Consider the following 15,524-nt stretch of genomic DNA (forward strand, 5'->3'; position numbering starts at 1 on the left):
CTCTATAGTAAATTCATCTATTAACTCTTTATACTTGAATTAAGATAATGGGGGGAATTTATTTATGATTACAAATGACATTGCACAAAGTTTTATAGCAATTGTTGGAAAAGAAAATTATGATGATTCAAAAGTAGAGAGACTCGTATATTCTTATGACGCTACACCGAATTTGCAAGCTCTTCCGGATGCAGTCATTAGTCCTCGTTCGACTAAAGAAGTATCCGAAATCGTGAAAATCTGTAACGAAAATCACATTCCGATTGTCCCTAGAGGCTCTGGAACGAATTTATGCGGTGGTACTTGTCCAACAGATGGTGGTATCGTTATCTTATTTAAACACTTAAATAATATTCTTGAGATAGATGAAGAAAACTTAACTATTACAGTTCAGCCTGGTGTAGTCACTCTTGATATGATTAATACAATTGAAGAAAAAGGCTTATTTTATCCGCCAGATCCAAGCTCAATGAAAATTTCTACAATAGGTGGAAATATTAATGAAAATTCAGGTGGCTTACGTGGATTAAAATATGGTGTAACACGTGATTACGTCATTGCTCTTGAAATCGTATTAGCAAACGGAGACATTATTCGAACTGGTGGAAAGCTAGCAAAAGATGTTGCAGGATATGATTTTACACGTTTATTTGTTGGTTCTGAAGGAACTTTAGGTATTATTACCGAGGCTACATTAAAGCTTATTCCAATGCCAGAAACGAAAAAAACAATGCTTGCATTATATGATAGCTTGGAAGATGCAGCCAAAACGGTTTCTAAAATTATCGCTAATAAAATTATCCCTACTTCCCTTGAATTTATGGATCAACCTACTCTAGAAGTAGTTGAAAACTTTGCACAGATTGGGCTACCGACCGATGTAAAAGCCGTTTTATTAATTGAGCAAGATGGTCCTAAGGAAGTTGTAGACAGAGATATCGAATTAATAAAATCAATATGTCAGCAAGAAAAATGTATTTCAGTTAGTGTAGCTAAGTCTGAAGAAGAAGCAGTAGCATTACGAACGGCTAGACGCTCTGCTCTTTCAGCTCTTGCACAATTAAGACCAACAACAATTTTAGAGGATGCAACTGTCCCTCGTTCTAAAATTGCTGAAATGGTTTCTGCAATTAATGTGATTGCTGAAAAACATAATGTAAAAATTTGTACATTCGGTCATGCGGGCGATGGAAATCTACACCCTACTTGTCCTACCGATGCTCGTGATCACGAAGAAATGGAACGAGTAGAAATGGCATTTGCAGAGATATTTGAAAAAGCAATTGAACTAGGTGGCACGATTACAGGTGAACATGGTGTTGGAATTGTAAAAGCTCCTTACCTAGAATTAAAGCTTGGTAAAGAAGGCATTAACGCAATGCTCGCTGTCAAATCCGCTTTAGATCCGAATCATATTATGAACCCTGGAAAAGTCTTTGCAAAAGACAGTCGTAAAAGAATGGTGGTGTCAAAATGACAACACTTCAAGAACAACAAGCGATCGGTCAACAATTTAAAGAACGTATGAACGAAGACGAGCTTTTAAACTGTATGCGATGCGGTTTTTGTTTACCTAGCTGTCCAACTTATATTGAATCTGGTCAAAAAGAATCACACTCACCACGTGGGCGCATCGCTTTAATGAAAGCAGTAACGGACGGATTAATTGAACCAGATGAAGATGTGGAACGTACACTTGAGCTATGTCTTGGATGTCGTGCATGTGAGCCTGTTTGCCCTTCTGGTGTGAAATACGGTCATTTACTAGAAGAAGCTAGAGATATTATTGCTCAACACAAAAAACATTCACTTCCTGCACGAGCTGTTCGTAAAGTTGTATTTAAAGAACTTTTTCCTCATCAAAAACGTATGAGACTTGCAGTTGGTCTATTAGGTTTATATCAACGAACAGGCCTTCAAGTCGTTGCAAGAAAAGCTGGAATTATGAAGCTAATCCCAAACAATTTATCTGCAATGGAAAAGGTTTTACCAAAGGTCCCGACTATGAAACAAATGAAGTCACGCCCTGACTATTTGCCACCATTAAAAGAAAAAGTAAAGAAGGTTGCATTTTTCTCTGGATGCTTAATGGATACAATGTTCTTAGAAACAAACAATGCAACGATGAAGCTTTTACAATTGGCTGGTTGTGAAATTGTCATTCCAAAAGACCAGGCGTGCTGTGGTGCATTACATGGTCATAGTGGTGAAAAGTCGATTGCGAAAGATATGGCAAAGAAAAACATCGAAGCCTTCGAAAATCTCGGAGTAGATTATATTATTACAAATGCAGGTGGCTGTGGTGGTTTCCTAATTGACTATGACCACCTTCTTAAAGACGATCCAATTTGGAAAGATCGAGCTCTTTCGTTTAAAAATAAACTTAAAGATATATCAGAAATTCTAGTAGAGGTTGAGTTTCATAATAAAGTAAAATTAAGTTTACCAGAACAAATTATTACGTATCAGGATTCATGCCATTTAAGAAATGTTATGAAAACCGCTTCCGCTCCAAGAACATTATTGAAGTCAATACAAAATGTATACTATCACGAAATGAAAGATGCAGATCGTTGCTGCGGCTCAGCTGGTATTTATAATATCGTCGAATCCGAAATGTCGATGCAAATACTAGATTACAAGATGAAGCAAGCAACAAAAACACAAGCTACTACAATTGCAACAGCTAACCCTGGATGCTTATTACAAATGAAGCTAGGTGTAGATCGAGAGAATCAATCAGAACAAGTGGAAGTTGTACACATTGTTGATTTACTTTTAAAAGCTGCTGAATATAAAGCAAATTAATTCTAAAAAAACACAAGGAACCTAATCCTTGTGTTTTTTACTGCCCTACTATGCGTCATATAATTTACACAATAAAAAGGCCAAGGAATAAATCCTTGGCTCTCATGGAAATATTAATGTTTTACAACAGTATATGTTGCAGCAGCACTAGTATTTCCTGCTTTATCTTTTGCAGTTACAGAAATGACTGTTCCTTTTTTCTGTGCTTTGATACTAACTGAATAAACTCCACTAGTGTTAGTTGTTGCAGATCCTAATACCGTAGAACCTTTCTTAACCGTCACAATTGAACCTTTTTCAGCTTTTCCAGTTACTTTTAAATCATTGTCGTCTACTTTATTAATTGTTGGTTTTCCTGGAGGAATTACATCAACGACAGTTACAGTAGTTGCCACACTTGTATTTCCTGCAGCATCTTTAGCTGTTACTGTTAATTTAGTGCCAGCTACTTGAACAGCGATTTTCGCTGTATATGTTCCAGAAGTTGTAGCCTTTACAGTCACAAGTGTTGTTGTCCCTCTTTTAATCGCAACAGTAGAACCAGCTTCCGCTTTACCTGTTACAACTACATCGTTATTATCAACTCTGTTAACAATTGGCTTTGCAGGCGCAATAACATCAACAACTTTTGTTGTCCCAGCAACACTCGTATTCCCAGCTGCATCTTTAGCATAAACACTTAGAGTTACTCCAGCTTTTTGAACAGGAATCTTAACCGAATAAGTTCCAGTTGATGTTGCTTTTGTAGGAGTTCCTAATACCGTACTACCGTTTTTAACTGTTACAGTAGAATTGGCTTCAGCCTTTCCAGTAACGACTAGATCATTATTATCAACTTTATTTACTGAAGGTTTAATTGGTGCTACATTGTCCTCAAATCCAGTCGCGATCACATATTGGTCATCTTCTGTATTATTGTCAATGTCTTGTTCTTGATCATTATCGTAAACTTCTACATAATATGTACCAGCTTTTGCCTGATATACTTGGTATTCAATCCCGTCTTCTTCCCAATTATCTAAATATTGTAATCTATTACTTTCAACATAACCTTTTTCCCAAGCTAAAAATGATAGATCAATATTAGTAGAATCAGTATAACCAGCTACATATAATAGTCCATCATTTGGTACGACTACTTTATGTAAATCATAATCATAATACTCATCTGTTGAAAGTAACTGGCCAATTAACGGTTTTTTGAAGGAAGTATTATCTGCAGTTGCAAACTCTTCATTTGGCTCTGTCTCAAAAATAAAATCATCGTCTGAACTTGTGGAATTACTAAGAATACCCATTTTATTAATATTTTTTACTGAAAAAGACCTTGAGTATTTAATTTCGTTTCCAAGATGTTCAATCATATTCTTTGATAGATTGTCCCCGTTTCCTTCTGCATGAGCAGTTGTGAAAGATAATGGTGAAGCTAATAAACCTAAAGTTGCTAAAGATAAAATACCCTTTTTCATCATAATGTTCTTTCCCCTCTTTTTCCGTTCGTTATAGTGAATCCTTTATTAGTATCCTTCAATAATTAGCTATGTGCAATAAAAATTTTGCACTATACTATTAAAACTTTATGACCACTAAACAGTGCCCTGGCCAAAGTGATTGGACAACACCAATCACAATAGCATTTTCGTTATTTCTGCCTTCCCAAGCAGCTTTCTAATCCTCCTTTGTATTTTTGATGTTAACCATATTCTACCAACTTACCCTTTCATTTTTTTGAGCACCTAACTGCCCATCATAATAACTCTCTTTAAAATAAAAAGCACAAGAAATATTGATTTCCTTGTGCTTCTTATTAAATTGCCTATTCTCTGTTTTTTCCGTAAACCTACATTATTTACTTTTTTAAAGAAGAAATAGCCGTTCTTGTTTGATCGATATACTGAATTGTTTGATCGTACTCTTGTGTTGCGACAGCCATAAATAAAATATCGATGACATGTAGTTGAGCCATCCTTGATGACGTTGCTCCACTTCGAAATGTTGCTTCACGATGTGGAGAATTGAATAATTTAATGTCCGCTAAGTTTGATACAGAGTTCGAACCAAAGCCCGTGATACTAATAGTGTTAACACCGTTTTCCTTGGCAATTTGAACAGCTTTTTGAACCTCTAGTGTTTCTCCAGAAAATGAAATTCCTACTAAGACATCATTCTCCTCATGGTTCGCTATTTGAACAGCTAACAAATGCAAATCAGTAAATGCAGATGTATATTTTTTTATACGCAAGAACTTTTGTTGTGCATCTAAGGCAACTACCATTGAGCCACCTACTCCAAAGAAATATATATTTCTAGCTTTTGTTAAAGCTTGTACTGCTTCCTCTAAATCACTCACATTAATAATATCGCTAGTATCTTTAATTGCCTGAATATTGTTGTTCGTCATCTTTTTAATGATGGAAGCAGTTGATTCTCCTAAATTGATATCTCTTGACCCTACCTCTGTTGTCGTGATGATATCACCTGCAATTCGTAGCTTAAGTTCTTGAAAGCCTTTAAGGCCTAATGAGCGACATAATCTAATAATTGCAGAGTTACTTGTTTGACTTTTTTCTGCAAGTTCAAAAACTGTATATTGAATTGATTTTTCCGGGTTTTCAATTATATATTTAGCCGCCCTTCTCTCAGAAGGTGGAAGTTTATATAGCATTTCCTTTAACATGATTAAACCGCCATTTAGTGCATTCATTTAATCTACTCAACTCTCTCTTTATTAGTATAAAATGATGAATGATAAAAATCTTCAACCGGCATTTTTTTCTCTTTTAATCGTTTTCGCAATATGATTACAACCAAATTATAAAGTATAAAATAGAAAAGCAAAATCATATTTTAATATGAAATAGAAAAGCGACATCTAGTATCAAATGACTAGTTGTCGCCCTTTAATTAATTTTTTACTACTTTGGTAATAAAACCACTAGCTTTATTCAAACTGATTATTGCTTCATCATAATTCATTCCCGTTAATATCATAACAATTGCTATTTTTGTTTGATTATTTGCTTTTTGTAAGTAATTACTCGCTGTTTCATATTCACAGCCAGTCGCTTCAACAATTATCCTTTTCGCTCGATCAACTAGTTTACTATTCGTTAATTGCAGGTCTACCATGAGATTTTTATATACTTTTCCAATTCCAATCATTGAAGCCGTCGAAATCATATTACAAATTAACTTTTGAGATGTTCCAGCTTTTAATCTGGTAGAGCCTGTTAACACTTCTGGACCATTATCGACTTCAATTTTTTGGAAGGCAACCTCTCCAATTTTTGAACCTTTATTACATGCTACCGCTACAGTTTTTGCTCCAATCTCGTTTGCATACTTTAAAGCACCTATTACATAAGGCGTTCTACCCGATGCTGCAATACCGATCACGATATCATTTCTTGTAAGGGATATTCGTAATAAGTCTTCCTTACCTAGCTCTTCACTATCTTCGGCACCTTCAACAGCTTTAATAAAAGCTCTTTCACCGCCTGCAATTAATCCAATGACTTCACTAGGATTCGTTCCAAATGTAGGTGGGCATTCAACCGCATCCAGCAGACCAATTCTTCCGCTTGTACCAGCCCCTACATAAATTAAACGTCCTCCGTTTTGAAATGCTTCAACAACTAGTTGAACTACATTTGAAATCATCGGAATTTGTTCTCTAACTGCAAGAGCCACCTTTTGGTCCTCTTCATTCATTATATTTAAAAACTCATCGACGCTTAGTTGATCTAAGTTACTCGTACGTTTGTTTCTAATTTCGGTTGTTAAGTTCTCTAACATAATTTCACCTCGATCATTAGGCAGGATTTTTATTCTTTTGTTCTTCCTGCACTTCCTGTTTTTATCGCATTTAATTATTCCTTACGTGAATTTACTTCTTTCATAGCTAATAGATATCCTCCGAAGGTCGAAGAGATTTCGTCCGTATAAAATGTTACTTTTGGATAGTGCTCATGTATTGTTTGAATAAACGTTTTCTGAACGACTGGTATTCGACTTAGAATACTTCCTTTTGTTGCAACACGTGGCTCTTCTCGAAGATTTAACTTTTTTATGGCTTGGATCGTCGTTTTTCCAAGAAGTTGGCCAGCCCTATCTAGAACTGATAAGGCCATTAAATCACCCATATTGGCCATTTCAACTATAAATGGAACATGTGAAGCAATCTCGGCTTTTGTATTGTGATAAATGTATTTTTTAAGTTCTTCAGCTTCCTTTAAATGCAATTTTTCTAGCATTTTTAAAGATAAATAACTTAATGGAATACCTTCATCAGATTCCTGTGTAATCTTTTTAAAGATTTCCATGCAAATCCAATATCCGCTTCCTTCATCCCCTAGAAGATGACCCCATCCACCTGCCGTAACAGTCCGTTCTTTATGCATTCCGATACAAATTGAACCCGTACCAGCGATTGTTAAAACACCACTTTGTCCATTTAGTAATGCTGCATGTGCAATTTGTGCATCATTAACAATTTTAAAAGGGATACGAAAAGCACCATTTAGTGCCTTTTCTAAAGGACCTCGATCTTTCACTCCACCAATTCCAGCAATTCCTAAAAATAAGAACAGGCAATTTTCTTTTGATAAAGGGCTCAAGCAATTTTCAATTGCTTCTATAATATGATTAATTCCATCTTCTTCATTGATTAGTAAATTACTAAAACCAGAATATCCTTGACTAATAATTTCACCATCTAAATTATAAGCGATCGCCTCTGACTTAGTTCCTCCACCATCAAGACCTATAACATATTTCACTAAAACTGCCCCCTACCATCTTTCATCTATTCTATTACGATATGAACCGTATTATTTCTCGGCTAATTTTTTATGTAAACGAATGATATGCTCTATTAGCTTTTGTTCACTCATTGCAGTCATTAAATGATCTTGAGCATGGATCATTAATAGAGACTTTTCACATGGCTGACCATTTAATTCAGCTTGTATTAAAGTCGTTTGAGTTTTATGTGCATGACCAATTTCTTGGTGTGATTCTTCAATTAAGCGATCTGCTGTTTCAAAATCATTTTTTTCTGCAGCCTCTAATGCCTCGTAAGCTAGTGATCTTGCATTCCCACCATGTGATATAATTTCAAAAATTTCTTGCTCGTTAGTCATCATCATATTCATACTCCTTAAGTTTTGTTTTTCTATTTATCCTTATTGAATTACCAATTCTTCTTTATAAAATAATGGTAAGTATTCTTTATGAGCGTCTAAAAGTGCATCTAGTACATCCTTTGCAACTTCATCGCTTGGAACTAATGGATTAATTGTTAGTGCTAATAATGCCTTCTCATAAGATCCAGTAACAGCCGCCTCAGCTCCAACTCGTTCAAATGATTTAATCTGCTGAACTAATCCATTTATTTGAGGTGGTAATTCACCTACTGATATCGGAATTGGTCCTTGTTTTGTAACGATACAATTTACCTCTACAGCTGATTCATTCGGAATCCCTTGTATTGAACCATTATTTTGAACGTTTAATACTTGGATATCTTTTTTATCGTTATATATAGATGTAATTAAACTACAAGCAGCATCACTGTAATAAGCTCCACCTCGTTTTTCAAGTTGAGGTGGTTTAATAGCTAAATTCTCGTCTTTATATAATTCAAATAACTCATCTTCCAACTTCTTAACGACCTCTGCACGAGTAGTGCCCGTTTTAAAAGATTCTAATTCTTCATCTAATATATGTTTCGTTTTGTAATAGTAACGATGGTATGGACAAGGAAGTACACCTAATGACATAAGAAATTCTTTTTGCCATGGTAATGGTGCGATATTTTTCATAGTCATTTGTATTTCAGGATTCGCTAATAACTCTAATACATGTTCAGTCACTTCTTTTCCATCTACATAAACATGAAGTCCATATACCATATGGTTTAATCCTGCAAAATCAATATGTACACGACTTAGATCTACTTCTAACAATTTAGCAATCGTCATTGTCATATTAATTGGTACATTACAAACTCCAATCACCTTTTTATGTTTACTATATCGAAGCAATGCTTCTGTAACCATTCCAGCAGGATTTGTGAAGTTAATCAGCCATGCATCGGGGCATAGTTGCTGCATTTCTTCAGCAATTTCAAGTAATACGGGTATTGTTCTTAGACCTTTAAATAGCCCACCTGCACCGTTCGTTTCCTGACCAATCATCCCAAATTGCAAAGGGATACGTTCATCTTTAATTCGCGCCTCTAGTAATCCTACTCGCATTTGAGTCGTTACAAAATCAGCATCCTTTAGCGCTAACTTTCGGTCTAACGTTAAATGAATATCCATTGGTACTCCCGCTTCTTTAACCATTCGTTTAGCTAAGTTCCCAACGATTTCTAACTTTTCTTTGCCTGCTTCTATATCTACCAACCATAACTCACTCACTGGTAGCTCATTATATCTTTTAATAAAGCCTTCTACTAATTCAGGCGTATAACTAGATCCGCCGCCTATTGTTACGATTTTAATTCCTTCTTTACTCATGATTGTCTCACCTCATAATAGTATAAGTACCAAAAATAGTAGTGCATTTTTATAGTGGGAATAACAGAAAATAACTCATTAATGTGCAAACAGCGGTAGAAATTAAAATAAACTTTAGTGCTTGTCTTCTATTCTTGTATTTCCCTTCTAGCTTTAAGACGACAAAAGGTAAACCTATACTACAAGCAATACTATTCGCAATAAATAATGATGTTTGGTAGGCTAAGCCTATTTGTTGAATCAGAGGACAAAGTAATAAATTGATGATTATTACGAAGGAGAAAAAGATAATTGCGCTCTTATAATTAAACTTTATAAACCAACTAGATTCTTTCAATCTGATCACCCTTTAAATAAGTAATAAAGAAAGGTCGAACTGTTCTATAAAACAGTCAAACCTTTTCACTTTTATAAAGTAAGACTATTTTTTTCTGTTACAGTCGTTACATTTTCTTCTTGTGCAAGTTTATTGTCATAAACCTTAAAGAATGGTAAATACACAAAGAATGAAATTGCGATGTTAATAAACACCAGTACAATTGCTCTCCAGTCTCCACCAGTAGATAAATAAGCTCCAATTGGTGCAGGTAAAGTCCAAGGAACCATGATATAAGTAGGTCTTACAAAACCTGCAACTGTAGCAAAATATGATAATGTTGCTGTAATAAATGGTGTTAATACAAATGGAATAATTAAAATTGGATTTAATACGATTGGTGCACCGAAAATTACTGGTTCATTAATATTAAAGATACCAGGAATAATTGCTGATCTACCAACAGCTTTTGTATATTGTGACTTTGAGAAAAATAACATTGCTAATACTAGTCCAATTGTTGCTCCAGAGCCGCCAATCCAAATAAACCATTGAAAGAAAGTTTCAGGTGCTACGTGAGGAATAGTTTGTCCAGCTGCAACAGCTTCAGCATTTTTTGCTAAATATACTTCCCAAAGTGGTCTTGCCACTGTACCAACAATTGAGTCACCATGAATACCAAAAATCCAGAAAAATGTAATAAAGAATACCGGTACTAATACACCTCCAAGACTGTCTCCAGCACTAACTAAAGGAGAAATGGCTTTATCAACTAAACTATGTAAATCAATTTTAAACACAACAGTTACTAAAGTTAATACGAATACAACAAAAGCAACAGGAATTAATGATTCAAATGAACGTGCCACTGATGGTGGAACCGAATCTGGCATTCTAATTGTAATTTTCTTCTCTTTAAAGAATCTTAAAGATTCTACAGAAAAAATAGATGTACACATTGCTACGAATAATCCATGGCCACCCATATTGCCCATCGGTAATACCATTCCAACTTTATCAACTAGTTGAGGTGTTAAAGTTAAAAGGAATGCAGCAGCCGATAATTGAGCACCTGATAAAGGATCCATCTTGTAGTTTTTCGACAAGTTATATCCAATACCATAGGCTATATAGAGCGACATAATATACATAGTTAAACGATATGGAATTAAAATTTCAAAAACATGTTTTTTTGCCCAAAGTGAGATTGCCCACTTTTCTGGTAATGGAGGAAAAGCAATTATTAAGAATAGAGAACCAATAATAATAAAAGGTAGTGCAGAAATAACGCCATCACGAATTGAACGTAAATGTTTTTGTTCAGAAATCTTTGCCATTGGGCCAGAAAGCCTGTTTTCCATAAAATTAATAAAACTGTTCATAATTCTCCCCCTTTTTCATTTTAGATAACTATTAAAATTATTTTTTTGCAATCTCTTGTACTATTGTTAATAGTTTTGGTCCACCAAGTGGTGTATAAGCCATAGGAGGTATTACTTCACATGGAACATTTGCTACATCTGCTTCAGCTTTAAAGCTATCAAAACGATGACGAACTTGCGGTGCAACCATCGCTACGTCCCAACCGTTTTTAACTTCTTCACCAAACTCTTGAGTTCCCACTGCTTGTACTTCCATTTGGATACCGTTTTTTTCCGCTTCTTTTCTTAATGCATTCACAACAATCGCACTTGACATACCGCCTGCACATACAAATAATACCTTCATACTCTTATCCTCCTAATTTAAATTCGATAATATAAAAGATTCAAAAAACTGAAAACGTTTTCTATGAAGCTATTATATTCCCAATAAAATTAAATTTCAATTATTTGTTTAAAAAAATGAAATAAAATTTTAAAAAGATGTAAAAAAAAATTTCACATTTTTTTAAATAATCATCATTTAGTTTTCCTTAAACTGAAATTTACTCCAAGGATGTAAGAAATCTAGTAGGAAGATTTCTTCCTCTGCAATCCGTCCAACTACATTCGTTTTCCCTGAATTCTCCATATCCTGCAGTGCTATTTGCAATTCACCTTTATACTGTCCATACAATTCATTTTCTATTAAAAGATCTCCTCTACGAATATGTGGAGTATAAGTAGGTTCAAACTCTTCATCTCTATATTTAACGCGAGACTGAGTTGAACGTATTAAGTAATCCGATACATCCCCGCGGTAAAAATGAAACTCTTCTAAAACAATCTTTTTCTCTAAATCTGTAATTGAATCATGTAAATCAATATTTAGAGTAAATAAGTCTTTTCCGTTCTGATTTAGCTCTGCAAGTTGTTTGAACTCTTCTTCAGATGCATATGCATTTGCGATAATGACATCATCAATTAAGTCCGAATAAAATAAATGTTTCGCTTGGGTTACGACTGATAAATTACGGTGCATCTCTAAAGTACAAAGACCTTCTGATACAGGCCATGGTCCGTATGTTGCAGCTTGTGAATTAATAAATGCTGCTGTACGAATACCATGCTTTTTAAAAGCTTCACTACATTTTACAAAATGTGAATAGCTCAAACCTGCATAACGATGAGGATAAAAATTATGAGATCCGATTAAATTAGATTGATTTGGCTTATAGGCTAATATATTTTCTAGATATTTCGTAGCATTACTCATGTTAATTTCAATTTTTAAACCATATGGATTATAAGTCATAATGGACTCTTCATTCCCAGTAAATCCCATATCAAGTCTAATCCCATAAGCTCCTAAGTCAGCAAAAAATGATAAATCATTATATGAAATATTTAATGTGCCAAATACTCGAGGAGCAATATCAACAATTACTTCCATCTCTAAACTATTTGCATAATCAATTATTTCTTTAAACTCTTTTAATATCTGTTCCTTGTCACCATTAACCGATAATAAACAAGTAAAGATTCGTTTAAAACCATATTGATGAGCTAATTTAATATAAGCCTTATCTTTTTCAACAGTTGAATGCTCTGGATAAATTGAAATTCCTAATTTTTTCACGATTAATCCTCCTAGTATGGTATTGGTGTAATATTTCCTAAAACAACTAAACGATTTGCCTTTGTTGCTCCAGGTACATTACTTGGTAAACCGTTTAAAGTTTCATTTGCTAAAATCGCAAAGGCAATTGCTTCTTTTGCGTCCGAAGAAAAACCAATATCTTCTTGAACTGATACTTTTGAATCCACACCTAATAATTCTTGAAGCATGCGTAGTAGCGTCTTATTATGGCTACCTCCGCCACCTACAATTACTTCATCGATTGGATGGTCTGGTAAAATAAACTTTTTATAATTTTCAGCGATCGATTTTGCAGTAAACATCGTCATTGTAGTTACTAAATCAACCGGTGAAATATCACAAAACTCTTCCAAAATTTCATCAACAAACTGTGTACCAAATAACTCTCTTCCTGTTGTTTTAGGTATAGGTGCTAAAATATAAGGAATACTCATGCATCTTTCTAGTAATCTCTCATTTACATTACCTTTCGCAGCCAAATCTCCATTAACATCATATGGACTATTAAAATAACGCTTACAAATTTCATCAATAATCATATTACCTGGACCTGTATCAAAGGCTACCAAATCATCGATTGTAGAATTCCTTGGAATGATCGTAACATTACCGATCCCACCAATGTTTTGTAGTAAACGAGTTTTAGTCTTACTTTTATAAAGTAATAACTCTGAATGTGGAACTAAAGGCGCCCCATACCCGCCAGCTGCCATATCCATCACTCGAAAATTAGAAACAACTTTCGTGTTTGTTTCATATGCAATAACCGCTGGCTCCCCTAACTGCAATGTAGATTGAATGAAATTCCCAAGAGCTTCAGGCTGGTGATAAATCGTTTGACCATGCGACCCAATAAACTCAAGTTGATCTAATGAAAATTCGTTTTTACTACAAATTTCCTTTACTGCATCTGCAAAAGCATAGCCAAGCTTAAAGTTTAAACTACATAAATGCTGAGCGTTTGAAGAAACAAGTGTAATCGCATCTTGAATTTCTTTTAATAAACCTTCCTCAAGAGGAACTGTCATAAAATCAATCAATCTTACTTCTGTATCAGTTCCACATCCAGTGATTTCTACTAAAGCTGCATCGATTCCATCTAAAGATGTACCTGACATTAATCCAACTGCATATCCCAATTCATTCACTCCTTCATATTTTTATTACTAATACCTTAAAACAGAATTTCAATTTTGTAAAAGAAAACAATGAAAGTTTATTTAGAATTTTTCAAAAAGCAATCTTTGATGTTTTTAAGAAATCTGTGAATAGAAAGGGATTTTTATAGACTTATTTAAACACCACACATCCCCCCATGATTCATTTCTTATCTAGAATAACAAATTGCTCCAATATGAATTATTACTCATTTAATCCTCTCCCGTAAAAATTATACTTAATAAAAAATCCATACAATATAATTTCTAAAAACCCATTCATCGCGTTGATAAATTAGGCATAATTATCTGAGACAAATTAGTAACTAGTAAAAAAGTATTGAATGATCAACAGAATAATTATACAATTCTTTACATAATCAAACAAAAATTCTATATAACAATAAGGAGAATCTAAGATGAAGCATTTAGAGACACAAATAGATGAATTAGCAGATCAATATTTTACTAGATTAATAGAGATACGTAGACATTTACATATGTATCCTGAATTAAGTAATCAAGAATTTCAAACAACGAATTTTATCAATCAAGAATTAGAAAAAGCTAATATCAAAAAAATACAGTTGAATAGTCAAACAGGAACTGCAGCCGAGATAAGTGGCAATGCAGGGCAGATTGTTGCTCTCCGCGCTGATATTGATGCACTTCCAATTCAAGAAGAATCTGATTTACCATTTCGTTCAGTTGTTGATGGAATCGCTCATATGTGTGGACATGATGTTCATACTACTATTACCTTAGGAGTTGGATTTGTTTTACAGGAATTAAAACCCCTGATTCCTGGTACAGTTCGATTGATCTTTCAACCTGCTGAGGAATCTGAAGGTGGCGCTGAGGAAATGATCGCTGAAGGCTTACTTAACGATGTAAATGCAATTATCGGACTTCACAATATGCCGGATCTTCCAGTAGGTACGATTGGAATTAAAGAAGGCTTCCTAATGGCAAGTGTTGATGATTTTGCAATTACGATTAAAGGGAAAGGCGGACATGCAGCACTTCCTGAAAAAGCAATTGATCCGATTGTAATTGGCAGCGCAGTTGTCAACCTAATACAAACTCTAGTTAGCAGAACAATTTCTCCAAAAGAATCTGCTGTCATTACTGTTGGATCGTTTCAGTCTGGGAATACAAATAATGTGATCCCGGAATTTGCAGTTTTAAAAGGCACAGTTCGAACTTCAAATGAAACAATTCGAAAGCAAATTCAAGAAACCTTTCAAACACTAGTTCAAAACCTTGTACATTCACTTGGTGGAGAAGTAGAAATAGATTATCAAGTATTACTGCCAACAGTATTTAACCATTCGAAGGTTACTTCAGTAGTACGTGAAGCAGCAATCTCAACAGTCGGAGTAGAAAATGTTGTGACTGCAGAATCGACAATGGGCGGAGAAGATTTTTCATTCTATCAACAAAAAGTCCCTGGCTCTTATATATGGTTAGGCTCTGGAAATAAAGAAAAAGATATAACGTATGGATGGCATCACCCAAAATTTATGGTCGATGAAGACGCAATAAAAATTGGTGTAAAACTAATGGCCCGATCAGTATTAAAACTATTAACGGATACAACTCTTGATAATTAATAGACAAAAAGTGAACTCATTGATTAAACAATGTTTTCACTTTTTTTATTTTTAATATATTAGCTAAATTGATTAAAAAAGCTTTGAG

13 protein-coding genes are annotated in these 15,524 nt (G+C 34.4%); 3 read left to right on the forward strand and 10 right to left on the reverse strand.

Annotated elements, in window-relative coordinates; genetic code table 11:
• Positions 1-64 precede the first annotated feature (64 nt).
• Together glcD and ACFWM3_RS07250 are read left to right on the forward strand one after the other, a co-directional pair.
• Positions 65-1,477, forward strand: a complete 1,413-nt coding sequence (glcD, locus tag ACFWM3_RS07245) for a glycolate oxidase subunit GlcD (RefSeq protein ID WP_390310878.1) — start codon at positions 65-67, stop codon at positions 1,475-1,477.
• A complete protein-coding gene (locus tag ACFWM3_RS07250; protein WP_390310879.1) occupies positions 1,474-2,808 on the forward strand; it encodes a (Fe-S)-binding protein in 1,335 nt (444 codons plus the stop codon). Before glcD ends, ACFWM3_RS07250 begins: the two co-directional genes overlap by 4 nt.
• Before the next feature lie 113 nt (positions 2,809-2,921).
• Here ACFWM3_RS07250 and ACFWM3_RS07255 read toward each other — a convergent pair whose 3' ends face one another.
• The 10 genes from ACFWM3_RS07255 to anmK form a co-directional block, all read right to left on the reverse strand.
• The gene (locus ACFWM3_RS07255; protein WP_390310880.1) at positions 2,922-4,280 is read right to left on the reverse strand and encodes an Ig-like domain-containing protein; all 1,359 of its coding nucleotides are present in this window, start codon (positions 4,278-4,280) and stop codon (positions 2,922-2,924) included.
• Between the two features lie 377 nt (positions 4,281-4,657).
• Positions 4,658-5,512 carry a MurR/RpiR family transcriptional regulator gene (locus ACFWM3_RS07260; protein WP_056468199.1) on the reverse strand — a complete coding sequence of 285 codons (855 nt, stop codon included), beginning with the start codon at positions 5,510-5,512 and terminating at the stop codon, positions 4,658-4,660.
• A 200-nt stretch (positions 5,513-5,712) separates the two neighbouring features.
• Positions 5,713-6,603: an N-acetylmuramic acid 6-phosphate etherase gene (gene murQ / locus ACFWM3_RS07265; RefSeq protein WP_390310881.1), complete on the reverse strand. Its 891-nt coding sequence runs from the start codon at positions 6,601-6,603 to the stop codon at positions 5,713-5,715.
• Between the two features lie 74 nt (positions 6,604-6,677).
• Positions 6,678-7,586, reverse strand: coding sequence for an N-acetylglucosamine kinase (locus ACFWM3_RS07270; protein ID WP_390310882.1), 909 nt, complete (start codon positions 7,584-7,586; stop codon positions 6,678-6,680).
• 51 nt (positions 7,587-7,637) lie between these two features.
• The gene (locus tag ACFWM3_RS07275) at positions 7,638-7,955 is read right to left on the reverse strand and encodes a PTS lactose/cellobiose transporter subunit IIA (RefSeq protein ID WP_056468190.1); all 318 of its coding nucleotides are present in this window, start codon (positions 7,953-7,955) and stop codon (positions 7,638-7,640) included.
• Between the two features lie 36 nt (positions 7,956-7,991).
• Positions 7,992-9,329 (reverse strand): 6-phospho-beta-glucosidase, encoded by a 1,338-nt coding sequence (locus ACFWM3_RS07280; RefSeq protein ID WP_390310883.1) that lies wholly within the window; start codon positions 9,327-9,329, stop codon positions 7,992-7,994.
• 408 nt (positions 9,330-9,737) lie between these two features.
• Positions 9,738-11,027 (reverse strand): PTS sugar transporter subunit IIC, encoded by a 1,290-nt coding sequence (locus ACFWM3_RS07285; RefSeq protein WP_056468184.1) that lies wholly within the window; start codon positions 11,025-11,027, stop codon positions 9,738-9,740.
• 37 nt (positions 11,028-11,064) lie between these two features.
• A complete protein-coding gene (locus ACFWM3_RS07290) occupies positions 11,065-11,373 on the reverse strand; it encodes a PTS sugar transporter subunit IIB (protein ID WP_056468181.1) in 309 nt (102 codons plus the stop codon).
• Between the two features lie 177 nt (positions 11,374-11,550).
• Positions 11,551-12,645, reverse strand: coding sequence for a DUF871 domain-containing protein (locus ACFWM3_RS07295; RefSeq protein WP_390310884.1), 1,095 nt, complete (start codon positions 12,643-12,645; stop codon positions 11,551-11,553).
• Positions 12,646-12,656: 11 nt separating this feature from the next.
• A complete protein-coding gene (gene anmK / locus ACFWM3_RS07300) occupies positions 12,657-13,805 on the reverse strand; it encodes an anhydro-N-acetylmuramic acid kinase AnmK (RefSeq protein ID WP_390310885.1) in 1,149 nt (382 codons plus the stop codon).
• Positions 13,806-14,242: 437 nt separating this feature from the next.
• Between anmK and ACFWM3_RS07305 the strand changes: the two genes are divergently transcribed.
• Complete coding sequence (locus ACFWM3_RS07305) at positions 14,243-15,436, forward strand: M20 metallopeptidase family protein (RefSeq protein WP_390310886.1); 1,194 nt, start codon at positions 14,243-14,245, stop codon at positions 15,434-15,436.
• Positions 15,437-15,524: the final 88 nt, after the last annotated feature.

The sequence above is a fragment of the Gottfriedia sp. NPDC058432 genome, assembly GCF_042721555.1.
Classification (GTDB): Bacteria; Bacillota; Bacilli; order Bacillales; family Bacillaceae_G; genus Gottfriedia.

Coding starts and splice junctions, on each gene's coding strand:
- glcD (WP_390310878.1), top strand. CDS start 65: ATGATTACAAATGACATTGCACAAAGTTTTATAGCAATTGTTGGAAAA.
- ACFWM3_RS07250 (WP_390310879.1), top strand. CDS start 1,474: ATGACAACACTTCAAGAACAACAAGCGATCGGTCAACAATTTAAAGAA.
- ACFWM3_RS07255 (WP_390310880.1), bottom strand. CDS start 4,280: ATGATGAAAAAGGGTATTTTATCTTTAGCAACTTTAGGTTTATTAGCT.
- ACFWM3_RS07260 (WP_056468199.1), bottom strand. CDS start 5,512: ATGAATGCACTAAATGGCGGTTTAATCATGTTAAAGGAAATGCTATAT.
- murQ (WP_390310881.1), bottom strand. CDS start 6,603: ATGTTAGAGAACTTAACAACCGAAATTAGAAACAAACGTACGAGTAAC.
- ACFWM3_RS07275 (WP_056468190.1), bottom strand. CDS start 7,955: ATGATGATGACTAACGAGCAAGAAATTTTTGAAATTATATCACATGGT.
- ACFWM3_RS07280 (WP_390310883.1), bottom strand. CDS start 9,329: ATGAGTAAAGAAGGAATTAAAATCGTAACAATAGGCGGCGGATCTAGT.
- ACFWM3_RS07285 (WP_056468184.1), bottom strand. CDS start 11,027: ATGAACAGTTTTATTAATTTTATGGAAAACAGGCTTTCTGGCCCAATG.
- ACFWM3_RS07290 (WP_056468181.1), bottom strand. CDS start 11,373: ATGAAGGTATTATTTGTATGTGCAGGCGGTATGTCAAGTGCGATTGTT.
- ACFWM3_RS07305 (WP_390310886.1), top strand. CDS start 14,243: ATGAAGCATTTAGAGACACAAATAGATGAATTAGCAGATCAATATTTT.